Source organism: Mesorhizobium sp. M1088 (genome assembly GCF_040318575.1).
Taxonomy (GTDB): domain Bacteria; phylum Pseudomonadota; class Alphaproteobacteria; order Rhizobiales; family Rhizobiaceae; genus Mesorhizobium.
In genome coordinates, this window is sequence record NZ_JAMYMO010000012.1 from 120,823 (window position 1) to 142,107 (window position 21,285).

Here is a 21,285-nt window from a genome sequence, read left to right on the forward strand (position 1 = left end):
GAAGTCGCCCCGAGTTCCTCTTTCGAGAAAGTCCGTCCAACGCCCTGAGCGTGTTCCGACCAGCCGGTCGAACCGATCGGAAACTGATCTTGGGCAGCAGAAATCTGACCGCCGGCTATATGAGCCGCTCGCGGCATTGCGCGAGCGTCTTCGCTCTGCGGATATCCGGGCGGAGGGCAGCCGCTCGTTCCGCCCGATTTTGCGAGATTATGGCGCAAGGGCATGCCCGATGCATCCGTCGCGGAGATGCAAGGCTAAGGTTCGCCGGTGAGACGCGCCGTGATCAACCGTGCTGCCTTGATTGCTGCCCTGCCCTGTGTGGCTGCGGTCGCGTCGTCGACGCGTGAGACGGGCGAAGCCACCGCCAAGGTGCCGATCGGCTGGCCGTCAGCGCCGAGGATCGCCGCGGCGATGCTGTGCACGCCTTCCTCATAGCCCTGTGCGCTGCGAGAGTAACCGCGCGTGGCGGCAAGCCGTATCGCCTCCACAACCTTGTCCGGCCGCGTCACCGTATGCCGGGTGAACACCTGCAGCGGCTTTTTGAAATAGGCGCCGACCACATCCGGGCTTGAAGCGGCCAGGAAGGCGACGCCGGACGCCGTGCCGTGCAGCGGCAGCACCTGGCCAACATCGACATTGACGCGGTTGGCCTTGGTGGAAAGCTCAACATGGACGGTCAGCAGCGCCCCGGCGCTGAATTCCGACAGATGCACGGTCTCGCCGGTTTCGAGCGAAAGCTCTCGCGCCACAGGCGCCGCGACGCGGTTGAAAGGGAAATGTGCGTCGCGAATGCGGGCCAGCCGCGACAGGCCGGCGCCCAGCCGGTAGCGGCGACTCTTCGGCTCCTGCTCGATCAGCCGGTGGTTGGAAAGCGCTACCAGCAGGCGCCTTGCGGTGGCTTTGTCGAGACCGGCCTTGCGGGCGAGGTCGGAGAGGCCGATCTCCGGTTCACCCACCGTGAACAGCTCCAGCAGCGAAACCGCCTTGCCGACTGTGCTCATTATCGATTCTCCGAGATACTTCGCGTGTGAATTAACTTGACAGCAGCCGACCCGCCTTGCAGTCTATAACATACAAAATGCTGGTTCAAATAGTGAACCAGATTGGAACGCGCGCGCCCCAAAATAATCGCGCGGCAGGGAGAGTTAAGCGCTGTGATGGCTGCCAGCAGAAGCGATTCGCATTCAACGACCATTGGTGAGTTGCTCGACCGCGAGCAGGCGCGCTTCAGTGACACGCATCCGCGCTCAGCGGCGGCCTGGGAAGAGGGCAAGCAGCGTTTCCTCTATGGCGGACCCTCGCACTGGATGCGGCGCTGGGCCGGCGGCTTCCCGGTTTATGCCGCGTCGGCCAGCGGCGCCCATATAAGAGACATCGACGGTCACGACTATGTCGACTTCGCCCTTGGCGACACTGGCGGCATGTGCGGCCACGCGCCGGAGGCGGTGACTTGCGCCGCACTGCGCCAGTTGCAGAACGGCACAACGATGATGCTGCCCACGGAGGACAGCCTGTGGGTTGGCACTGAGCTGCATCGTCGCTTCGGACTGCCCTACTGGACGCTGACCACCTCGGCCACCGACGCCAATCGCGGCGCCATCCGCATCGCCCGCATGATCACCGGCCGCGACAAGGTGCTGGTTTTTTCCGGCTGCTATCACGGCAGCGTCGAGGAAGCGCATGTCGAGATCCGCGACGGCCGTGTCGGCCTGCGCAACATGATCCATCCCAACGGTGTCGACCATTCGGCCGTATCGAGGGTGGTCGAGTTCAACGATGTCGCTGCGCTCGAAACGGCACTCTCGGCTGGCGACGTCGCCTGCGTGCTGACCGAGCCGCTGATGACCAATTTCGGCATGATCCCGGTCGCCGACGGCTTTCATGACGCCCTGCGCGAGATCACCCGCCGCACCGGCACGGTCTTGATCATTGACGAGACGCATACGATCTCCAGCGGACCCGGCGGTTATTCGTCCGAGCATGGGCTGGAGCCGGACATTCTGGTCGCCGGGAAGGCCATCGCCGGCGGCATTCCGGCCGGCATCTTCGGCGTCTCGCAGGCGATCGCCGAGCGGTTGTGGGCCATCGTGCCGATGGTCAATCCGCGCGTGCGCCAGTCGGCGCATCTCGGCATCGGCGGCACGCTGGCCGGCAACGCACTCACCGTAGCCACGATGCGCGCTGTGCTGGAAGAGGTGCTCACGCCCGCCAACTTCGAAATCATGATCGGCAGAGCCTCGCGGCTGGCGGAGATGGCACGTGGCATCATAAACGCCAATAAGTTGCCGTGGCATGTGACGCAGATCGGCGCCCGCGCCGAGATCATGTTCATGCCCGATCCGCCGCGGAACGGCGCCGACGTCATCGCCGGCCGGCGCGGCGATCTCGAGACGCTGCTGCACGCCTTCTACATGAACGAGGGCATATTGGTGACGCCCTTCCACACCATGTTCCTGATGTGTCCGGCGACGACCGAGGCCGATGTCGACCGCCACGCCGAGGTCTTCACCCGTTTCATAGATCTTGTGCGTGGCGCCGGAGTCGTCTGAGCGATGGCGAAACCATTCGATCTCAGCGGCAAGGTGGCGCTGGTGACCGGCGGCGGACGCGGCATCGGTGCTGCGATCGTCACCCGCTTCGCCGAGGCCGGTGCTAGTGTCGTCATCGCCAATCGAACGTTCGATATGGCAAAAGCGCTGGCCGCCGAATTGTCCGCCCGCAAGCTTGATGTGCGTGCGGTTCCGCTTGCTGTGCTCGACCGCGCCAGGCTGCACGCACTGGTCGGCGACATCGTACGTCAGGCGAGCCGGCTCGACATCGTCGTCCACAATGCCGGCGGCTGTCCCTGGGCCTCGATTGAGGATCTTGACGAGGACAAGCTCGATGAAGCGCTGGCGCTTAACCTCAAGCCTTGCTTCTGGCTGGCGCAGGCAGCAGTGCCGGTGATGCGCAAGAACGGCTTCGGCCGCATCCTTGTCACCTCTTCAGTGTCGGCGCGCTTGGCGATGGCCGGCGGCGCGCATTACTCGGCCGCCAAGGCCGGCGTCAACGCCTTCATTCGGGGTGCCGCCTTCGAATTCGCGCGCGACGGCATTACCGTCAACGGTGTCGAGCCGGGCTTCATAGCCAAGCCGGGCAGGGGCACGATGAGCGCGCCGGAAGTTGCCGGGCGCCTCGGCCAACACATCCCCGTTGGCCATCTCGGCGAGGCGGACGACATTGCCTATGCCATGCTCTACCTCGCCTCGGAGCAGGCCAAATACACTACCGGCCAGACGATCGTCGTCGACGGCGGCTCAACGCTGCCGGAAACCGGCTTCGCCGTCGAGCGCCATTGGGGGCTGACATGAGCCGATGCCTCGAAGGCCGCAAGGCGCTGATCACCGGTGCTGCCACCGGAATGGGCCGCGCCACTGCCGAATTGTTCGGCCGGCACGGCGCCGAAGTCATCGCCTTCGGCCTCGGCGGTGAGGGACTGGACGGCGCCGTCAAGGCGAGCGGCGGTGCCGCCGTGCTCGGCGACATCACCAGCGCAGACGATGTCGCACGTGCTATCGACGCCTGCGGCGGGTGTCTTGATATCGTCGTAAACGCCGCCGGAGTGATGATCCTCGACGAGCCGGAGAGCCTGAGCGATGAGACCTGGGCGCGCAGCTTTGCGGTCAATGTGACGGGCGCCATGATGGTCTGCCGCGCCGCACTGCCGCTCATGAAAAAGCGCGGCGGCGCGATCGTCAACATCGCCTCCGTCGGCGCCTTCAACGCCAGCGGCCAAAATGCCGCCTATTCGGCCAGCAAGGCAGCACTCGTCTCCTACACCCACTCGCTCGCCTTTGCACATGGCCCCGACGGCATCCGCGCCAACGCGTTGGCGCCTGGCTGGGTGCGGACGCCGATGAGCGTCTACGAAATGGAAGTGGCGGCAGCGGCCAACGGCTCGACGCCCGACGAGGAGTTCACCGCGCTCACCGGCCGTATTGCGCTCAGGCGTGTCGCCGAACCGTCTGAGATCGCCAACTGCTGTCTGTTCCTGGCTTCCGATGCCGCCTCCTTCGTCACCGGTGCTGTGCTCGTCGCCGACGGCGGCGGCCGTGCACCAACGCAAAACAGGGCAGTGTGATGCGACCTGACCAGTGAGGCTTGTCACAGGCGAATGGCCAGGATACCGGCGCTCTGATAAGCGGCGCCACTTGTCTCACGCTGCTGCCTCTACCGACATTCAGATAGGGAAGACCGCGTTGATTTGCCCCGCCGCGCTTTTGGCTGCAATTCAGGCAGCCACGATGGCGCCAACGGTCGAACAGGCCAGGACTTGCTTTACACCCGCGTTCATAAACACCCAGAACGCGCGGCGATGGCAGGAATGGTCGATATGGTCGCGCGGATTGCCGTGCGAATACATGCACAACGCGCGTTTCGCTTTGCCTTCCGCGGTAATCGAGGCATCTGAACAGAAAGCATATCCGACAATATTGCCGCGGACTGCCTTCCGGACGCCCACATAGGTGAACAAGTACGCTCCCGTGGTGAACCCGACCCAAAGCGCTTCTCCCACTGGCGAAGAGACTGCACCATCAAGGTCCGGTGTCAAACACCCAGTTTCGAACCGGCTCTCAGACCGCCTGCTGCTGGAGCCGCATGTTCTCGCGGTACAGGCTGATGTGGTCCTTGAAAATACCGCCGACACAATCCTGGAAGGTCGGCAGCGTCGCGATGTCGATGGCGGCGCCCTTGGCAAACCAGGCGATGATCTCGTCGGATTCCGTCATATACTGTCCCGGCGTTAGCTCGACAGTTGGAAAGCCGACCTTGGGCAGGTGCGCGGCGAGCTTCTCTGTGATCTGGCACTTCTCTTTGCTGCCCTGTTCGACCAGCCGGATGTCGACCTGGTCGAGCAGTCTCGCCTCAAGCAGGAACACGCGAACCTTCATGCAGAACGGGCAGCCATGGAGCAGGTAGACGATGGGCTTGAACACGGTATTGGTCATGGCAAATGCCTTTTGCCGGATGCACTGCGGGTTGGCCGTGGGGCGGCTATGCGCGCTCGAATATGCCGCCGCATGACCCCGTTCGGCCGCCGGCGTTGCAAGCGCACCGGCAGGCCGATATTCAGACATGCGGAATGATCAAGCCAAAACAGCGATTTCCGCTGCGAAGTCGCGATAGGAGCGCAGCGGGCGACCCAGCATGCCGGTCAATCGATCAACATCCCCTGCCTCAGGGACCATGCCAACCACAAGGAAGCGCTCGACCATGAGACGCATGTCGAGCGCCATCCAGCTCGGTGCGTAATTTCGGAGGTTTTGCTCGAACCCAGCGGTATCGTCGCCGCCATAGTGGATCGTCCGCCCAAGAACATTCGACCAGATGGCGGCGACATCGGCACCGGTCAGCGTGTCGGGACCAACGACATTGATCCGCTTGAGAGGAAGCGGCTCGCTTGCCTGCTCACGGCGAACCAGCTCGATGGCTGCGATCTCACCGAGATCGCGCGCGTCGACCATCGCGATGCCTTTGTCACCGATCGGCATCGGATAGACACCGTGACCGAGCACCACGTCCTTCACCGAATAGTCGTTGTTGATGAAGTATGCAGGCCGCAGGATGGTGGCGTTGAAGCCCAGCTGCTCCAGCATGCGTTCGACACTGAACTTACCGGCGAAATGCGGCACGTTCACGTAGATGTCGCTGTGAAGCACGGACAGATAGACGATCCGCTTGATCCCGGCCTCATGGGCCAGATTGAGGGCGATCAGCGCCTGGGTAAACTCGTCGGGCACCACGGCGTTGAGCAAGAACAGGGTGGACACGCCCGAGAAGGCCGTGCGCAGCGCATCGACGTCAAGCAGATCGCCTTCGGCGAGGGCAACGGCGGCTGGTAAATTGGCCTTCGAGGGATCGCGGACGAGCGCGCGCACATTAGCGCCGCGCTTGATGAGCTGATCGACGACATTGCGGCCGACGGTTCCGGTTGCACCGGTGACGAGGATAGTCATGTGGTCACTCCTGCTTTTATCAGATCGTTAGCGCTATTTAGGAGTCCACAAACGCACCGGAAGCTGCCATTTGTAGACACCCTGTCTCACTGGTGGAACGCATGGACCTGCTCGCCCTAGCCGACTTCAATCTGGTTGCACGTCATGGTGGATTCGGGCGAGCCGCGCGCGCCACAGGGCGCCCCAAGGCGACGCTCTCGCGGCGCGCCGCAGAACTGGAGAATAGCTTGGGCCTACGCTTGTTCGAGCGCGGGGCGCGTGCCCTGAAGCTCACGCAGGAGGGAAAGGACCTGCATGAGCGAACCAGTCGCTTGCTGACGGAAGTGGAGGAGACGGCCGCAGCGATTGCGTCGGGAGACCGGGAACCGCGTGGAAATTTGCGGATCAGTGCACCGTTGCTCTTCTCTCAACTTGCGATGGGTAAGCTGGCGGCAGGCTTCTCGCTCAAATATCCCGACGTTATCCTTGAAGTCACGACCGAAGACCGTGCAGTCGACATGGTCGAAGAAGGGTATGACCTGGCCATTCGCGTCAATCCGCGTTCCGATGAAAGCCTGGTGGGACGGGTCTTCATGCGTGATCGGCTTGTGATCGTGGCGAGCCCGCAAGTGGCGAGACCGCAAGACGGAGACGCCGCTCCGGCTGTCGTGCGGAGCTCGGACAGAGGACTCTCGTTGTGGAATATCAAACCGGACACGGGGCCGACGACGATCGCGTTCACCCCGGTGCTCAGCCTGTCGTCGCTCATCATGGTTCGCGATGCGGTCGTCATGGGCGTGGGTGCGGCACGGTTGCCGGTATCGCTCGTGAGTCATGATCTGGCCGCCGGCACGTTGGTGCATTGGGGGGACGTGGATGGTCCGGATACGGCCCTGTGGACGCTCTACCCGTCGCGGCGCCTGTTGAATGCCCGCGTTTCCGCCTTTCTCGACCATCTGAGAGGAGCGTTCCCAAAAGGAACTCCCGACGAATTGGCAGCGTTCATTCGGATTTGAAGCCGCCACGGTTACCTTCTGTCGGCCAACGCCATCACCCACGTCGCGGGCCAGCTTGATCCAATAACGCAAGCGACGACCGCCAGAAGGTGGCTGCTGCAGTCCGATGAACTACAGCAGCCGACGCATCAGCCCGCAAGCCGCGGATAGTCCGTGTAGCCGGCCGCGCCACCGCCATAGAAGGTGGATGGATCGGGCTCGTTGACGGGCGCGCCCAACCGTAGACGCTCGACGAAGTCGGGATTGGCCAAAGCCCAACGGCCGATCGAGGTCATGTCTGCCTGGCCCGAGACGATGTCCTGGTCCAGGGCTTCGCGTGTGCGGCCAAGCCGCAGCACCATCAGGGTCGTGGGCCACGCACGGCGGATGTCGGCGAGGAACTCGTCGCCCCCGCCATACATCAGATGGAGATAGGCCAGTTTCAGTGGTGCCAGCGCGGCGACCAGTTCGCGATAGAGCGCAGGACTCTCCGGACCTTCATCAAGCCCGCCCAAAGGCAGGCCTGGCGAAAGGCGGATAGCGGTGCGATCAGCGCCGATCTCATCGGCGACAGCCTGCGCCACTTCGACGGCGAACCGAATGCGGTTAGCGATCGGCCCGCCATAGGCGTCGGTCCGGTGATTGGCGTTCGGCGCAAAGAACTGATGGACGATATAGCCGTTGGCGCCGTGAATCTCGACGCCGTCGGCGCCGGCATCGATAGCCAGCCGCGCGGCCCGCCGGAAGTCCTGCACCGTGGCGGCGACTTCCTCGGTCGTCAGCGCGCGCGGCTCGGGGATGGGCTGCATGCCGCTCGCAGTGAACATCTGCTCACCGGGCGCGACGGCCGATGGGGCGACAGGCTGACGGTGATGCGGCGTGTTGTCCGGGTGCGACATGCGGCCGACATGCATGAGCTGCAGGAAGATCTTCGCGCCTTTTGCGTGAACCGCATCGGTGACCTTGCGCCAGCCGGCGACATGTTCGGGTGCGTGGATCCCCGGCGTCGCGAAATAGCCCTGGCCATCGGCCGAGGGTTGCACACCCTCGGTTATCAGCAGGCCAAGGGAGGCGCGCTGGGCGTAGTATTCAGCGGCGTGCTCGCCCGGTACGCCGTTGAACTCGGCACGGCTGCGAGTCATCGGGGCCAAGGCCAGGCGGTGGGGCAGGTCCATTTGGCCCACGCGGACCGGACTCCAGATAGTCGTCATGATAAACTCCTTGAAAGTTGAAAACTTGGTGATCAGCGGGTGAAATCAGCGACGATCTTGCCGGGTGCGTGGCCGGTGCGATTGCGCTCGATTGCGGAAGCCAAATCATCGAAGCCCACCACGTCGGCGATCGTCGATCGCAGGGCGCCGACGGCGACCTGCTGGGCGATCGCGGTCAGGCGCGCGGTATCAGGTTTGTTCGATAAAAAGACGCCGCGGCGGCCTGGCGGCGTACGTGATGCGAGGTCCGTGGCGGCGATGCTTACGAGAAGGCCATCGGGCGACAGGACTGCCCAGGAGCGGTTCACGACCTCACCACCGACGAGGTCGACGACGAAATCGATGTCGCGCGCAAGCAGCTCGAAGTTCTGCTGCCGATAGTCGATCACCTCGTCCGCGCCGAGCGCCCGGACATGTGGCAGGCTATTGGTCGAGGCCGTGGCAAAGACCGTCGCTCTGGCCGCCTTGGCGAACTGGACGGCAAAGCCGCCCACGCCGCCGGCTGCGCCATGGATCAGCACCCGCCGTCCGGAGAGGTCGAAATCCGCCGCCTGAATGACATGCCAGGCTGTCATCGCCGCGACCGGAATGGCCGCCGCCTCCACGTCGGACAGTGATGCCGGCGTCAGGACGAGCTTCTCGGCGTTGATGACCAGATGGTCGGCGTAGGCTCCGACGCCACCGATGGCGGCCATAACCCGATCCCCGGGCTTCACGCCTGTGACGCCGGGGCCGGTCCGAAGCACGACGCCGGCCATTTCGATGCCAAGCGTCGCGGGCAGGGTCAGCTTGAAGCGCTCGCGGAGGTAGCCTTCACGGATTTTCCAGTCGATACCGTTTACCGCGGCGGTCTTGACCGACACCAAGACCTCGCCCGGACCCGGCTCGGGCGCGGATACGCTATCGACTGTCAGCGATTCGGGGCCGCCATAGGCTTGAAGACGTAAGGCTCGGCCGGGGGCAAGCGGTTCGGATGTGGAGGCCCCGCGCTTGAGATCAGCGGATTGGATCATGTAGGTTCTCCTTCTTGGCAGAAGGTATGCGTTCGAAATCCGCGCCATAAGTCATCGAAATAAGACAGTCTGTCTCGCTGGAGAGACACCTAATGGCCTTCCGGCGTCTCCAATTTCGTATTTGTGGCCTTATCCGTACGGTGCTTTTCGGCCAGGCGGAAAAGCGGTCGGCCGACGGCGACCTTGTAGCGGCGCGTGATCGGGCTCGTCGATCATCAGCGCCAGGATCAGATGGGCCATGAGCCAGCTTCGGACGAGCCGCTCATCGCGTGCAGGAAGCTTATGAGTGCCCATGCCGCTCTTGAGCCGCTTGAAGGCGAGTTCTGCCAGTGTCTCGATCGAATACTAACCATAGCCTTCGGCCGGGTCCGCAGAGTGCACAGCCGCCGATCTCCATTGGCCGTCCGGCGCCCGTCCTCAGCCGGCGTGATATTCGAGCATGATGTCGATCAGCGCTCTGACTTTGCGTGGCGGGAAGTCGCCGGGAGGACGCACCACATAAAGCCCTGCCGCGACCACCGTGTGGTCGGCAAGCAGGGGGATGAGCGCACCGGAGGCGATGTGGGGCTCGATCAGGAAATCCGGCAGGGCCGCCACGCCGAGTCCGGCCAGCGCCGCCGAAAGCAGCGCTTCGCCGTTATCCGCCTTGAAACGACCGTGAGGATGGACCGCGATCGTTTTGCCTCCCTCGACGAACCGCCATGCTTCGGTCCCCTGCAACAGGCACTCGTGATCCGCGAGTTGGCCAAGCGTTTGCGGTGCCCCATGCCCGGCGACATAGGCGGGGCTGGCGACAAGCATGCCGGATATGGGCCGAATGCGTCTGGCGATCAGGCTCGAGTCAGGCAGAAATCCCGCCCTGATTCCCGCGTCGAAGCCCTCGGAAATCAGATCCACGAAACGATCGCTGTAGGCTGCATGAACATGCAGCAAGGGATGGCGTCGAGCGAGTTCGGCAAGAACCGGGGCGACAAGCCTCGGCCCGCCAGACAGGGGCGCGGCGATACGCAGAAGCCCGCGCACCGCGCCATCGGGTGCTATCGCATCCTGTGCCGCCTCGAACTCGCCGAGGATGCGAGTGGCGTGGTCGCGGAACGTCGCGCCGGCCTCCGTCAAGGCGGCGCCGCGAGTCGTGCGAGAGAGCAACTGGCTTCCGAGCGTTTCCTCCAGCCGAGCCAGCCGGCGGCTGACGACGGATTTTGCGACGCCCAGCCGCCGCGCGGCAGGCGATATGCCTCGCCCCTCCGCGATCTCCACGAAAGTCCTGACGTCCTCAATCTCCATAGCGTTCCGCTTTCAGCAACAATCAATCGCAAAACCGGAGGCTATCTTAAGCCGACAAGGAACGCCATCCTTTGTGGGTCAGTTCATCCGGCATAGCCGCGCCGGACCAACCCCATGGAGAAATAGATGAGCGTGCAAGACGTGTGGAAATACGAAGAATCTGCGCTGGTGCTGATCGACTACCAGCCGGAAATGTTCAGCCAGATCCGATCCGAAACGCCGGCCAACCTGGTCGAGCTCAACGTGCGGCTACTGATCAGGGCTGCACGGGCTTTCGACATGCCCATTATTCTCTCGACGGTCGGTGCAAACATGGGTGTCAACGGCCCCACGGTTCCGGCGATCCTCGCCGAACTGCCCGGCATCGAGGTGATCGATCGCTCGACAATGAACTCGTGGGAAGATCCGGCCTTTCGCGCCGCGGTCGAGAAGACCGGCCGCAAACGGCTGATCATCGGTGCCCTCTGGACCGAGATCTGCCTTGCTTTCCCGGTCATCGATGCGCTCAAGGACGGCCATGACGTGGCTTTCCCGGTCGACGCCGTCGGCGGTCGGTCGCAGCTTGCCCACAGCACGGCGATCCAGCGGCTCACTCATGCCGGGGCGGTCCCCAGTACGGCCTTGGCTGTCGTTACCGAACTCTTCCGCGACTGGGCGGGGCCGGTGGCCGACAAGGCCCGCGCGCTGGTGTACTGGTATTACGAGGAGCTTGCGAAGCTGCAGGGTCCGGCCGCAAAGGCCGCCTGAAGCGCCAGGCCGAGCACGGTTGGAGCGGCGGGGAAGCCTCTGACAGGGCCGATTTTTCCCGCCTGTTCTACCGGCAGCACCGGCGAGCCCCGCATAGTCGGCTCTCCCGCCGCCAATTTCCCTATTTTCGAAAAGGACGATCAAAATGAAAACTCAAACCGGCGCCGTTCGCGGCCCCATCAATCGTTGGAGCCTGGCGCTGTGGATCGCACAGGCGCTCCTGGCTCTCCTCTATCTGGCAGCCGGTGGCGCGAAACTGACACAGCCCATCGACGCGCTCGCCGCGAGCATGAGCTTCGTCACCCATGTACCGGAAGCCGTCACACGGCTGATAGGCACTCTCGAAGTGCTGGGCGCTGTCGGTCTCATCCTGCCGGCCGCGACGCGGATCAAGCCTTGGCTGACGCCGCTGGCGGCTGTCGGGCTTTCACTCATACAGGTGGGGGCGATCATCACGCATGCGCTGCTCGGCGAGACGGCCAAGATGCTGCCCATCAACCTGACGCTGCTCGCCTTGTCCTTGTTCATTGCTTGGGCCCGGCTGCGGAAAGCCAAGATCCCGGCTCGCTGAGCATGGCGAGTCACGAAGAGGGTAGGCCGGCCCGCCACTCGCGGATCACGACCCGTTGACGCAGACATCTACCGACATCGAGCCCCTGGAGCTTCAAAATGCAGTTCGGAATCTTCTCTGTCAGCGACGTAACGCGCAACCCGATCACAGGCGTCACGCCGAGCGAGGCGCAGCGGATCGATGCGATCGTCAAGATCGCGAAGCGGGCGGACGAGGTCGGGCTCGATGTCTTCGCCATCGGCGAGCACCACAACCCACCCTTTTTCTCGTCCTCGCCGACGACTCTGCTCGCCCATATCGCCGCGCAGACGCAGCGCATCATCCTCAGCACCGCCGTGACGCTCATCACGACCAACGACCCGGTGAAGATCGCGGAAGACTACGCGATGCTGCAGCATCTCTCGAAGGGGCGGACGGACCTGATGCTCGGCCGCGGGAATACAGTGCCGGTCTATCCCTGGTTTGGGAAGGACATGCGTGACGGCGTCGCACTGGCGCTCGAGAACTACAATCTGCTCCACAAGCTGTGGCGCGAGGACGTTGTCGATTGGCAAGGCAAATTCCGGACCCCGCTGCAAGGCTTCACGTCGATCCCGCGTCCGCTCGACGACGTTCCTCCCTTTGTCTGGCACGGCTCGATCCGCACTCCGGAGATCGCCGAGCAGGCGGCTTTTTACGGGAACGGCTATTTCGCCAACAACATCCTTGCGCCCAATCTGCACTTCCTGCCGCTGGTGAACTTCTACCGCGAGCGGTTCGAGCATTACGGACATGGCACCAAGGAGCAGGCCGTCGTCGGGCTTGGTGGCTATGCCTTCATCGCGAAGCGCTCGCAGGACGCATACGACCGATTCCGGCCCTATTTCGAAGGCAGCCCCATCTACGGAAAGACCTATCGGCTGGAAGAATATTCGCGCGATACGCCGCTCAGTGTTGGCAGCCCGCAGGAGGTCATCGACAGGACGCTGAGCTTCCGGGAAGCCTTCGGCGACTATCAGCGGCAGCTGTGGGTTCTCGACGCCATGGGGCTGCCGCTGGAGATGGCTCTCGAGCAGGTCGAGCTGCTGGGCACTGAGGTGGTGCCCGTGCTCCGCAAGGAGATGGCGGCGCGACGCTCGCCGGGCGCCGCCATAGCCCCGACGCACCGGAGCCTGGTGGAAGTCAAGTATGGAGACCAGCCGCCGCGCCAGCCGCGCCCGAATGCCAATCGCGGAGACAACCTGACGGACGGCCGGCCGTATCACGATACTGACGAAAGCGTTACAGCGCGCGCCCCGCTGGTCGCGGGGCAGGTCGCGCCGTCCGGCAAAGCCGACGTTCCACCCGCGGAGCTGTAGGTCGACTGGCGGGTACATTCAGGAAAGGATTCGAGTGATGACGAAGGCGATCGAGTGCGTTAACGAGCCCATACGGCTCGTCGTGGTGAACGCAGGCGTAAACGATCCCTCGACAACGCGGATGCTGGCTGACCGCATCGCACAGAAGAGCATCGAACGTATCACTGGTACGGGAAAGACCGCCGTCCTTAGCGTCATCGACCTGGCTCCGCTTGCAGTCGATATTGCGCGTGCCGTGGTGGCTGGTTTTCCCGAGGCCAAGGTGCAGTCCGTAATCGAAACGCTTGCCGGCGCGGATGCCGTCGTTGCCGCCACGCCAGTCTACAAGGCCGGTGTCAGCGGGCTGTTCAAGTCGTTCATCGATATCCTCGACAACGACTTGCTCATTGCCAAACCGGTGATCCTCGCCGCGACGGCCGGCACCGCCCGCCATGCGATGGTCGCGGACGCGCAGATGCGCCCGCTTTTCGCGTTTCTGCGCACTTTTCCCGTGCCAACATCGATCTTTGCTGCCCCGGAAGATTGGGGGTCGCCGGAGCTCGGCGGTCGCATCGATCGAGCTGCTACCGAGCTCACCCAGTTCCTGTTGAGTGGCACCAGCCGATCCATCGCGGACGCGGCATGGAAAGGCTATCAACACCAGTTCGCAGGCAATGCGGCGCGCGCGGAGCGCAGCGCTGCCGATGTCAATTTCGACACCGATCTGATGAAGCTGGCCGCAGGAGGGACGGCTGTAGAGCGGATGATCGTCAGAGGCTGAGGGAGCTGAATTTCCTTGCCCAATCCTTTGGCCTAGTTATCGCTTGCGGCCGCATCTGCATGCACAGGAAGAAGATCAACGTCTCGACCGTGCTCGCCGGTCAGAGGCTGGGAATCAAGGAGATCGACGACGGCATTTGGCTCGTCAGCTTCATGCATTACGATCTCGGGTATATCGACTTGGAACAGAGGACCTTGCAGACCATCGACAACCCGTTCGGCACGAGGTTGTCACCCATGTCTTAAGTACAATCTGTTACCCATGTCTCCGGGTTGGACAAAGGTAGTGATGATAGCGGGAGAGGGATACCGCCTTTCCCCCCACTCATCGCGCTGCCAGTTCCGACTTCGCTGCAGCGGCTGACGAGGCCGTCCTGGCTACAAATCTGGCGCAAGGAGTGCCTTACCCTCAGACGGCTCGTGTCAAGCGGCTGTCTATTCCTGCGGGGGGTCGGACCGGCGCCCGCTACTGGTGAAGCCGACGCTGCGTGCCTCGTGCACCTCAGGCAATGTTATGCGATGCGTTTGTGACGTTCCTTCCGGTTCGAATCTGCTCTGTTGTGAAGCCCATAGCATTATAATAGTATAATTCTGATCGAAGGTGGGGAATGACGCATGCGATGCGATTTGAGAGGTAAGACAGCGCTGGTCACTGGTGCAGCGGGAGCGATCGGCAGCGCTATCGCCAAACGGCTGTCCGACAATGATGCTGCAATCGTTGTCGCCGATATCGACATGGAAGGCGCCGAGCGCGTAGCGGCAACCCTGAGCAGCGCGATGGCCTGTGCCGTCGACATCCGCGATCCGGCTTCGGTGGACGACGCGATCGCCGCCACCATGGCGCGCTACGGCCGCCTCGACATTCTCGTCAACAATGCCGGCGTCAACACACTGGCGCACCGCGTCACCATCAATGAATTTCCAGTCGAGGAATGGGATCGCATCACCGGCATCGATCTCGACGGCCTCTACATCATGAGCCGCGCGGCGCTTGTGCCGATGCTTGCAGCCGGCAGAGGCGGCCGCATCGTCAACATCGCCTCGGTGGTCGGCTTGGCGGCGATGCGCCTGCAGAGCCCGTTCGTCGCCGCCAAGGCCGGCATCATCCACCTGACGCGCTCGATGGCGATTGAACTGGGCGAAAAGGACATCCTGACCAATGCGATCGCGCCGGGTTCAGTGATGACAGCGCTGACCGCCAAACTGTTCTATGGCGAGGACGGCAAGTTCGCCGGACGTACCGAAGAATTCCTCGCCCATGTGCCGCTTGGCCGGCCGGCCCGGCCGGAGGAGATCGCCGAGGCGGTGCTGTTCCTTGCTTCCCCCACCGCCAGTTATATCAACGGCCAGGTGCTGGCCGTCGATGGCGGCTGGACAGCAGGATACATGATGTGAGTGCGGGCATGGAAATCGATCTCGAGGGCACTGCTTACGCAGTCGATGGCGACACAAATCCGGTGGCCGAGGCCGCACTTGCCGCGTTGCAGGCCAATGGCGGCCATCTGGTCGAGGGTTCCCATGCACGGGCCGCCGATATCCTGCTGATCTCCTGCGCGTTGTGGCCAGGATCGGCGACGCGCGATCCGCGGTCTCACTACGCCGATGCGCGCAAGGCTGCCGTGACCATGACCGAGCGCGGCAGCGGGCGCATCGTCTTCCTGCTGTCGGTGACCGCCGGCATGCCAATGCGCCGCCATCCGCGCTTTTCCATGGAGAACGCCTCGATCCTTGCCGGCATGCGCACGCTGGCCATGGAGTTCGGCCCTAAGGTGCTGGTCAATGCCGTCGGCGTCGGCACGGTCGAGGATGAAACCATGGTTTCGGGCGACAAGGCCATGCTCAGCCACACACCGGTCGGCCGCGCCGGCAGCATCGAGGAAGCAGTTGCGGCCGTGCTGTTCTTCTGCGATCCACTGAACACCTATGCGACCGGCCAGATGCTGGGTGTCGATGGTGGATGGATGGCAGGCTATGGGCGTAATTTCTGATCGGTTGACGCTCAAGGCCGAAGCGCTTGAGGTCGCCCTGGTGCCGCAAATCGGCGGCAGCGTCAGTTCGCTGCGCTGGCACGGCATCGATCTCATGCGCCGGCTTTCGAAGGAGGATCTTGACGCCGGCAATGTGCTTGGCGTCGCCATGTTCCCGATGATGCCCTACGCCAACCGCATCACCGGAAACGCCTTCGAGTTCGCAGCAAAACGCTGGCAGGTCCTGCCCAACAATCCGCCGGAAAAATTCAACGTGCATGGCAGCGGCTGGCAACACGCCTGGACTGTCACCAAGGCAGGCGCCATCGACGCGACGCTGTCGCTGGACATCGCCGCGGGACCGGAGCCCTATTCCTACCGCGCGACGCAGGCTTTCGTAGTCTCCGAGGAGGGCCTTAGCGTGACCATGACACTGACCAACACTGGGCTGGTCGACATGCCGTTCGGCTTTGGCCTGCATCCCTGGTTCGATCGCAACCCGGACGTGACGCTGCAGTTCAAGGCCAGGCACTTCTATCTCGAAGGACCGGAGAGCATTTCCGGTGATCGGATCACGCTTCCACCCGAACTCGACTATGCCGAGACTCGGCCCTTGTCGGGCGGCTGGCGCAACAACGACTATGGCGGCTGGAGCGGCGAAGCGACCCTTCGCTTTCCGTCACGCGGCGTCGGGTTGCGGATCGCTGCGGATCCCGTCTTCAAGCATCTGATGCTTTATGCCGATCCCACAAAACCGTATTTCTGCGTCGAGCCGCAAACCAACGCCTCCGGCGCATTCAACCGGGGCAGATGGGACGATCCGAACGAAGGCGTGATCGTGCTTGGCCCCGGCGAGAACGCTGCTGGCACAGTCTTGTTCATGCCCTTTGCGGTTAACACCTAGAGCAGCCGCGCCAGTAGCCCGCCATCCACCTGCATGGCGCTGCCGGTCACGAAGGACGCGGCATCGGAGATCAGGAAGCCTATTGCCGTGGCGATCTCCGAAGGGTTGGCGATGCGCGCGATCCTGTTGGGCTCGAAGGACAGGCCCAGTGCTTCCGCACCGCCGGCCGCTTCCAGCCCGTCCAGCGTCATCCTCGTGGCGACGGAACCGACCAGCACGGCGTTGACGCGGATACGGTCGACGGCATAGTCAAGCGCCATCTGCCGCGACAGGCCGACGACCGCCGCCTTTGTCGCGGCATAGGCAGGCACACCGGGAACCGTTGCGTCGGCATGCACGGAGGCGATGTTGACGATCGAGCCGCCGCCAGCCGCGCGCAGCAGCGGCAAGGTCGCGCGGCAGACGCGAAAGATGGCCGTCAAATTGACGGCGATGGTCCTGTCCCACTCCTCGTCGGAAAGCTTTTCAAGCCGCTTGCCGGTCGGATAGATGCCGGCGCAGTTGATGACCGCGTCGAGACCGCCAAACCGCCCTGTCGCTGCCGCCACGGCCGCCTGCACCTCGGCCTCGCGGGTGAGGTCGCTCTGGTGAAAGATCATCTGGCTTCCGGTATAGCGACCGGCGAGCGCGTTTCCCTCTTCGCCATCCAGCCCTGCGCCAAAGACCTTGGCACCTTCGGCGGCAAGGTACTCCGCTGTCGCCCGGCCGATACCGGTCGCAGCCCCCGTGACGAAAACGCGTTTGCCGGCAAAGATCATGCAGAGACCTGTGAAGCTATCGCGTGGCGTTCCGCTTGCGCTGCCGTCACCGAGCGCAGCACGCGGTCTTCGCCGCCTTCGCCGCGGCCGAATTCGTCGACGATGCGGCCATCGGCAACGACGAGGCAACGGTCGCAAAGGCCGATCAGTTCTTCAAGCTCGGAAGCGACGATGAGCAAGGCCACGCCCTTCTCGGCGAGCTCAACCACAAGCCGGTAGATCTCGTGCCGGGTTGCCGCGTCGACGCCCTTGGTCGGCTCGTCGAGCAGCAGCACTTTCGGCGCCCGCATCAGCACGCGGGCAAACAGCAGCTTCTGCTGGTTGCCGCCCGAAAGATGGGTGACCGCGGTCTGCGGCGACGATGCCTTGACGTTGAGCGCGCGCATGGCGGCGAGAATCGAGCTGCGTTCCAGTCCGCCGCGCACCATGCCATGCCGCGATAGGGGCGCGAGATTGCCGATGGTGATGTTGGCGCCGACCGGCAGGTTGAACAGCAGGCCGTCGCGCTTGCGATCCTCGGTCAACAAGGCGATGCCGGCGGCGCGGGCATTGCTTGGCGATTTGATCGCTACAGGCTGATCAGCGACACGGATTTCGCCCTCGGCCGGCACCCGGCCATAGATGCCGTGCAGGATCTCGCTGCGGCCGGAACCGAGCAGCCCCGCCAGTCCAACGATCTCGCCGGCGGCCACCGAGAGGTTGATATCCTTCGCGCCATGAACAGCGCCGCTGTGGCCGGCGACAGTGAGACGGCGGACCTCCAGCGCGGTCGGCGCGCCGACAGGTGCAACATGCTCGGGAAACAGCCGATGCAGCCTTTGGCCCGACATCGAGAAGATGAAGGTCTCGGCATCGAAATCCTCCCTTGCGATGCGTACCGCCACTTGTCCGTCACGCAGCACGGTGGCGCGGTCGCAGATGGCGAGCACTTCGGGCAGGCGATGGGTGATGTAGATCATCGCCACGCCTTGCGCCTTCAGGCGCCGCAGTACGCTGAACAGCGCGTCGACTTCCGTGCCCGACAGCGAGGCCGTCGGCTCGTCCAGCATCAGCACGCGCGGCTTCAGCACGATGGCGCGCGCAATCATCACCAGATGGCGCTGCGCCGAGGTCAGCGACGCGACATAGGCCCGGGGATTGATGTCGATGCCAAGCTCGGCAAAGATCGCGCCGGCGCGCTGCTCGAGCTGGCGCTGGTGGACGAGCATGCCGTCACTGAGACCGGTCCGGCCGGCAAAGACGTTCTCGGCGACCGAAAGCTGCTCGAGCACCTCGATTTCCTGCGGCACATAGCCGACGCCGTTCGACCGCGCATCGGCAGGCGAGGCGAAACTGACCGGCCGTCCGTCAAGTTGGATGGCGCCGGTGTAGGAGCCGGCCGGATGCACACCGTTGAGGATTTTCACCAGGGTCGATTTGCCGGCGCCATTCTGCCCAAGCAGGGCATGGATTTCGCCCGATGTCACATCGAAGTCGACACCACGCAGTGCTTGCACGCCGCCAAAATTCTTGGCGATTGCGTGGGCCGAGAACAGAGGCGCTTGGGCGGTGTTGGACACGGCGATCCTCTCAAAAGGCACCGGGCCCGCGCAAGCGGACCCGGCGGGAGCTGTTACTGGCCGGCGCTGTCCAGCATCTTGTAGTAGGGGGCGAGGTCGGCTGATGTGATCACCTTGGCCGGCAGCGGATTGCTGTAGGGCACGGTCTTGCCCTGGGCCAGATCGCCCAGCAGCTCGGCGACCTTGGCGCTCTCTTCATAGAGCGGCTGCGCGACGATGCCGTAGGCGGCGCCCGATTTTACCAGATCGAGGTTCTGCCGAATATAATCCATGCCGATGATGACGACATCGCGCCCGGCCTTGCGGGCCGCCCCCGACCAGGTCTGGATGCTGTTGCCGGTAGTGCCGAAGGCGGCGGTCACGTCGGGATTGCCTTGCAGGATCGCCACCGCCTTGGCTTCCGCCGCCGAGGGTTCGAAGCCTTCCATCTGGGTGTCGAGCACTTTGATGCCGGGATATTTCGCGGCGATGGTCTTGCGGAAGGCATCCGACATGGCGTTTTCGGTGTCGTTGGAGGCGCCTTGCGTCAGTGCCACCGTGCCCTTGCCGCCGAGCTTGTCGCCGATGGCGATCGCGGCGTTGGTCCCGGCCTCGGCGATGTTCTCGCCCGTTGCCGCTTTCAGCCCGTTTACGGTCCCTTCGGGCGGCAGCACGTGCCAGGTGACGATCGGGAAGCCCTCCTTGGCCAGCTTGGAGATGTAGGAATAGATGGCCGGATCGGGACCGTAGACGCCGATGGCATCGTATTTGGTGCGGGCGAGGGCGGCTTCGGCAAGCGGCAGCGTTGCGGGGATGTCCCAGTTGGTGGCGCTCGGGTCGCCGACGACCTCGCAGGTGTAGCCGAGCTCTTTGCACTTGTTGAGGAAACCGGCCTGCATCAGCCGGTGCACGGGATGATCCTTCATCGCCTGCACCCAGAGCAGGTGGATGTCCGCCGCTCGGGCCAAGCTCACCGAGCCCAGCGAGGTGGCAACGGCCGCCGCTACCAATGCGGCTCGGATCACCCTCTTTTTCAAATGGATTTTCATGTCTTACCTCCCTTGGTTGGCCGGCATTTTGCCGGTGCAATATCCACGGCCTCTCAAGCGCCGGCGATGAAATAGCGGCGGCGCACGATGTCGAGGCCGACAGCCATGACCATGATCACGCCGACCGCGATCTGCTGCCAGTTGGAGTTGACGCCGATGACGACGAGGCCGCTTTGCACCACTTTCAGCATGAGAATGCCGACGACGCCGCCGGCCACCGTGCCGGCGCCGCCGAACAGGCTGACGCCGCCGACCACGACACCGGCGATGACCGTCAGTTCCCAGCCGCTGCCGATCGAAATGCCGCCGCTGCCGAGATCGGCCATGACGAACATGCCGGCGATCGCCGACAGCGCGCCGACGGTGATGAAGGCGCCGATCTTGTAGGCGCTGGTCTTGATGCCGACGAGATGCGCCACTTCCTTGTTGCCGCCGGTGGCATACATGTTGCGCCCGAGAACGGTGCGCCGCAGCACGAAGTCGGCAAGGATGGCGGCGACGATGAAGAAGGCAAAGCTCCAGCCCAGCCCAAAGGCGAGATCTGTGCCACCGATCGTGTTGATCGCCTCGGGCAGCGGATAGACGGGATAACCGCCCGTCACCACCTGGATCAGGCCCTGGCCGATGAACAGCATGCCGAGCGTCTGGATGAAGGCGGGGATGCCGACCCTGACGACGATCAGGCCATTCAGCAGGCCGATCAGGGCACCGACGGCAACGCCGCCGAGAACGCCGACGGTCACCGGCAGGGCGGCCGCGGTCATCAGCTTGGCGGCGATCACGGCGGACAACCCGGCCACCGAGCCGACCGACAGGTCGAATTCGCCGGCGACCAGCAGGATGGTCTGGCCGATGGCGATGATGCCGACGAAGGAGACGACGTTGAGAATGGCGCGGATGTTCCGCTCCGACAGGAAAGCCGGTTCGATCAGCCAGAAGAAGGCGATCAGCAACGCCATGGCCGCCAGCACGCCGACTTCGCCGACGGCAATCAAGCCGATCAGTCGCCGCCGGAACGATCGCGCGTCCCGGGGCGGCGCGCTCACCTCAGCCGCGCTGTTCATCCTGACCTCCCTGGCGGCGCCTGTCGGCGGCTCTTGCGGCCGGCTCCATTCACCTGTGCCGATCCTGGCGCACTCCTCTTCGCCATTAAGATTATAATATTATAACTTGTCAA

General features: G+C 63.7%; 22 protein-coding genes and 1 pseudogene. 12 read left to right on the forward strand and 11 right to left on the reverse strand.

Annotated features, from left to right (window positions below; genetic code table 11):
* Window positions 1–254 precede the first annotated feature (254 nt).
* Window positions 255–1,001 (reverse strand): IclR family transcriptional regulator, encoded by a 747-nt coding sequence (locus NKH49_RS17305; RefSeq protein WP_352926907.1) that lies wholly within the window; start codon window positions 999–1,001, stop codon window positions 255–257.
* Between the two features lie 156 nt (window positions 1,002–1,157).
* Here NKH49_RS17305 and NKH49_RS17310 point away from each other — a divergent pair, with 156 nt between their 5' ends.
* From NKH49_RS17310 to NKH49_RS17320, 3 genes are read left to right on the forward strand one after another with little or no spacing between them, the layout of a single operon-like run.
* Entirely contained in the window at window positions 1,158–2,549 is a 1,392-nt protein-coding gene (locus tag NKH49_RS17310; RefSeq protein WP_352767491.1) for a transaminase, read from the forward strand.
* Between the two features lie 3 nt (window positions 2,550–2,552).
* Window positions 2,553–3,350: an SDR family oxidoreductase gene (locus NKH49_RS17315; RefSeq protein ID WP_352539265.1), complete on the forward strand. Its 798-nt coding sequence runs from the start codon at window positions 2,553–2,555 to the stop codon at window positions 3,348–3,350.
* On the forward strand, window positions 3,347–4,120 hold the full coding sequence (locus NKH49_RS17320; protein WP_352926910.1) for an SDR family NAD(P)-dependent oxidoreductase: 774 nt from the start codon (window positions 3,347–3,349) through the stop codon (window positions 4,118–4,120). Before NKH49_RS17315 ends, NKH49_RS17320 begins: the two co-directional genes overlap by 4 nt.
* Before the next feature lie 150 nt (window positions 4,121–4,270).
* Here the strand turns inward: NKH49_RS17320 and NKH49_RS17325 are convergent, their stop codons facing one another.
* The 3 genes from NKH49_RS17325 to NKH49_RS17335 all read right to left on the reverse strand — a co-directional run bounded on the left by NKH49_RS17325 (window position 4,271) and on the right by NKH49_RS17335 (window position 5,996).
* A complete protein-coding gene (locus NKH49_RS17325; RefSeq protein ID WP_352469668.1) occupies window positions 4,271–4,513 on the reverse strand; it encodes a hypothetical protein in 243 nt (80 codons plus the stop codon).
* Window positions 4,514–4,613: 100 nt separating this feature from the next.
* Entirely contained in the window at window positions 4,614–4,988 is a 375-nt protein-coding gene (locus NKH49_RS17330) for a glutathione S-transferase N-terminal domain-containing protein (protein ID WP_352685387.1), read from the reverse strand.
* 138 nt (window positions 4,989–5,126) lie between these two features.
* Window positions 5,127–5,996: an NmrA/HSCARG family protein gene (locus NKH49_RS17335; protein ID WP_352926914.1), complete on the reverse strand. Its 870-nt coding sequence runs from the start codon at window positions 5,994–5,996 to the stop codon at window positions 5,127–5,129.
* Between the two features lie 101 nt (window positions 5,997–6,097).
* Between NKH49_RS17335 and NKH49_RS17340 the strand changes: the two genes are divergently transcribed.
* Entirely contained in the window at window positions 6,098–6,991 is an 894-nt protein-coding gene (locus NKH49_RS17340; RefSeq protein ID WP_352926917.1) for a LysR family transcriptional regulator, read from the forward strand.
* 128 nt (window positions 6,992–7,119) lie between these two features.
* Here the strand turns inward: NKH49_RS17340 and NKH49_RS17345 are convergent, their stop codons facing one another.
* The 3 genes from NKH49_RS17345 to NKH49_RS17355 form a co-directional block, all read right to left on the reverse strand.
* Window positions 7,120–8,181: an alkene reductase gene (locus NKH49_RS17345; protein ID WP_352469672.1), complete on the reverse strand. Its 1,062-nt coding sequence runs from the start codon at window positions 8,179–8,181 to the stop codon at window positions 7,120–7,122.
* A gap of 32 nt (window positions 8,182–8,213) precedes the next feature.
* The gene (locus NKH49_RS17350) at window positions 8,214–9,242 is read right to left on the reverse strand and encodes an NADP-dependent oxidoreductase (protein WP_352926920.1); all 1,029 of its coding nucleotides are present in this window, start codon (window positions 9,240–9,242) and stop codon (window positions 8,214–8,216) included.
* Between the two features lie 369 nt (window positions 9,243–9,611).
* Window positions 9,612–10,478 (reverse strand): LysR family transcriptional regulator, encoded by an 867-nt coding sequence (locus NKH49_RS17355; RefSeq protein ID WP_352539260.1) that lies wholly within the window; start codon window positions 10,476–10,478, stop codon window positions 9,612–9,614.
* 126 nt (window positions 10,479–10,604) lie between these two features.
* Here NKH49_RS17355 and NKH49_RS17360 point away from each other — a divergent pair, with 126 nt between their 5' ends.
* From NKH49_RS17360 to NKH49_RS17395, 8 genes and pseudogenes are all read left to right on the forward strand, one after another.
* Window positions 10,605–11,225, forward strand: a complete 621-nt coding sequence (locus NKH49_RS17360; RefSeq protein ID WP_352685391.1) for an isochorismatase family protein — start codon at window positions 10,605–10,607, stop codon at window positions 11,223–11,225.
* A 145-nt stretch (window positions 11,226–11,370) separates the two neighbouring features.
* On the forward strand, window positions 11,371–11,796 hold the full coding sequence (locus NKH49_RS17365; RefSeq protein WP_352767280.1) for a DoxX family protein: 426 nt from the start codon (window positions 11,371–11,373) through the stop codon (window positions 11,794–11,796).
* 98 nt (window positions 11,797–11,894) lie between these two features.
* Window positions 11,895–13,133 (forward strand): CE1758 family FMN-dependent luciferase-like monooxygenase, encoded by a 1,239-nt coding sequence (locus NKH49_RS17370; RefSeq protein WP_352926924.1) that lies wholly within the window; start codon window positions 11,895–11,897, stop codon window positions 13,131–13,133.
* A 37-nt stretch (window positions 13,134–13,170) separates the two neighbouring features.
* Window positions 13,171–13,893, forward strand: a complete 723-nt coding sequence (locus NKH49_RS17375; RefSeq protein WP_352814170.1) for a CE1759 family FMN reductase — start codon at window positions 13,171–13,173, stop codon at window positions 13,891–13,893.
* Window positions 13,894–13,925: 32 nt separating this feature from the next.
* A pseudogene (locus tag NKH49_RS17380) lies at window positions 13,926–14,138 on the forward strand (hypothetical protein); the annotation flags it as partial.
* Between the two features lie 381 nt (window positions 14,139–14,519).
* Window positions 14,520–15,287 carry an SDR family NAD(P)-dependent oxidoreductase gene (locus NKH49_RS17385; protein ID WP_352926927.1) on the forward strand — a complete coding sequence of 256 codons (768 nt, stop codon included), beginning with the start codon at window positions 14,520–14,522 and terminating at the stop codon, window positions 15,285–15,287.
* An 8-nt stretch (window positions 15,288–15,295) separates the two neighbouring features.
* The gene (locus tag NKH49_RS17390) at window positions 15,296–15,880 is read left to right on the forward strand and encodes an SDR family oxidoreductase (RefSeq protein ID WP_352539253.1); all 585 of its coding nucleotides are present in this window, start codon (window positions 15,296–15,298) and stop codon (window positions 15,878–15,880) included.
* A complete protein-coding gene (locus NKH49_RS17395; protein ID WP_352539252.1) occupies window positions 15,864–16,763 on the forward strand; it encodes an aldose 1-epimerase in 900 nt (299 codons plus the stop codon). The genes NKH49_RS17390 and NKH49_RS17395 overlap by 17 nt, the downstream gene beginning before the upstream one ends.
* On the opposite strand, the gene NKH49_RS17400 is transcribed toward NKH49_RS17395, so the two are convergent.
* From NKH49_RS17400 to NKH49_RS17415, 4 genes are read right to left on the reverse strand one after another with little or no spacing between them, the layout of a single operon-like run.
* Entirely contained in the window at window positions 16,760–17,521 is a 762-nt protein-coding gene (locus tag NKH49_RS17400; protein ID WP_352926931.1) for an SDR family NAD(P)-dependent oxidoreductase, read from the reverse strand. The two genes, NKH49_RS17395 and NKH49_RS17400, sit on opposite strands and share 4 nt — an antisense overlap.
* On the reverse strand, window positions 17,518–19,080 hold the full coding sequence (locus NKH49_RS17405; protein ID WP_352539250.1) for a sugar ABC transporter ATP-binding protein: 1,563 nt from the start codon (window positions 19,078–19,080) through the stop codon (window positions 17,518–17,520). Before NKH49_RS17405 ends, NKH49_RS17400 begins: the two co-directional genes overlap by 4 nt.
* A 53-nt stretch (window positions 19,081–19,133) precedes the next feature.
* On the reverse strand, window positions 19,134–20,108 hold the full coding sequence (locus NKH49_RS17410; RefSeq protein ID WP_352685398.1) for a sugar ABC transporter substrate-binding protein: 975 nt from the start codon (window positions 20,106–20,108) through the stop codon (window positions 19,134–19,136).
* Window positions 20,109–20,161: 53 nt separating this feature from the next.
* Window positions 20,162–21,172 carry an ABC transporter permease gene (locus NKH49_RS17415; protein ID WP_352926935.1) on the reverse strand — a complete coding sequence of 337 codons (1,011 nt, stop codon included), beginning with the start codon at window positions 21,170–21,172 and terminating at the stop codon, window positions 20,162–20,164.
* Window positions 21,173–21,285: the final 113 nt, after the last annotated feature.

Coding starts and splice junctions, on each gene's coding strand:
- NKH49_RS17305 (WP_352926907.1), bottom strand. CDS start 1,001: ATGAGCACAGTCGGCAAGGCGGTTTCGCTGCTGGAGCTGTTCACGGTG.
- NKH49_RS17310 (WP_352767491.1), top strand. CDS start 1,158: ATGGCTGCCAGCAGAAGCGATTCGCATTCAACGACCATTGGTGAGTTG.
- NKH49_RS17315 (WP_352539265.1), top strand. CDS start 2,553: ATGGCGAAACCATTCGATCTCAGCGGCAAGGTGGCGCTGGTGACCGGC.
- NKH49_RS17320 (WP_352926910.1), top strand. CDS start 3,347: ATGAGCCGATGCCTCGAAGGCCGCAAGGCGCTGATCACCGGTGCTGCC.
- NKH49_RS17330 (WP_352685387.1), bottom strand. CDS start 4,988: ATGACCAATACCGTGTTCAAGCCCATCGTCTACCTGCTCCATGGCTGC.
- NKH49_RS17335 (WP_352926914.1), bottom strand. CDS start 5,996: ATGACTATCCTCGTCACCGGTGCAACCGGAACCGTCGGCCGCAATGTC.
- NKH49_RS17340 (WP_352926917.1), top strand. CDS start 6,098: ATGGACCTGCTCGCCCTAGCCGACTTCAATCTGGTTGCACGTCATGGT.
- NKH49_RS17345 (WP_352469672.1), bottom strand. CDS start 8,181: ATGACGACTATCTGGAGTCCGGTCCGCGTGGGCCAAATGGACCTGCCC.
- NKH49_RS17350 (WP_352926920.1), bottom strand. CDS start 9,242: ATGGCGCGGATTTCGAACGCATACCTTCTGCCAAGAAGGAGAACCTAC.
- NKH49_RS17355 (WP_352539260.1), bottom strand. CDS start 10,478: ATGGAGATTGAGGACGTCAGGACTTTCGTGGAGATCGCGGAGGGGCGA.
- NKH49_RS17360 (WP_352685391.1), top strand. CDS start 10,605: ATGAGCGTGCAAGACGTGTGGAAATACGAAGAATCTGCGCTGGTGCTG.
- NKH49_RS17365 (WP_352767280.1), top strand. CDS start 11,371: ATGAAAACTCAAACCGGCGCCGTTCGCGGCCCCATCAATCGTTGGAGC.
- NKH49_RS17370 (WP_352926924.1), top strand. CDS start 11,895: ATGCAGTTCGGAATCTTCTCTGTCAGCGACGTAACGCGCAACCCGATC.
- NKH49_RS17375 (WP_352814170.1), top strand. CDS start 13,171: ATGACGAAGGCGATCGAGTGCGTTAACGAGCCCATACGGCTCGTCGTG.
- NKH49_RS17390 (WP_352539253.1), top strand. CDS start 15,296: ATGGAAATCGATCTCGAGGGCACTGCTTACGCAGTCGATGGCGACACA.
- NKH49_RS17395 (WP_352539252.1), top strand. CDS start 15,864: ATGGGCGTAATTTCTGATCGGTTGACGCTCAAGGCCGAAGCGCTTGAG.
- NKH49_RS17400 (WP_352926931.1), bottom strand. CDS start 17,521: ATGATCTTTGCCGGCAAACGCGTTTTCGTCACGGGGGCTGCGACCGGT.
- NKH49_RS17410 (WP_352685398.1), bottom strand. CDS start 20,108: ATGAAAATCCATTTGAAAAAGAGGGTGATCCGAGCCGCATTGGTAGCG.
- NKH49_RS17415 (WP_352926935.1), bottom strand. CDS start 21,172: ATGAACAGCGCGGCTGAGGTGAGCGCGCCGCCCCGGGACGCGCGATCG.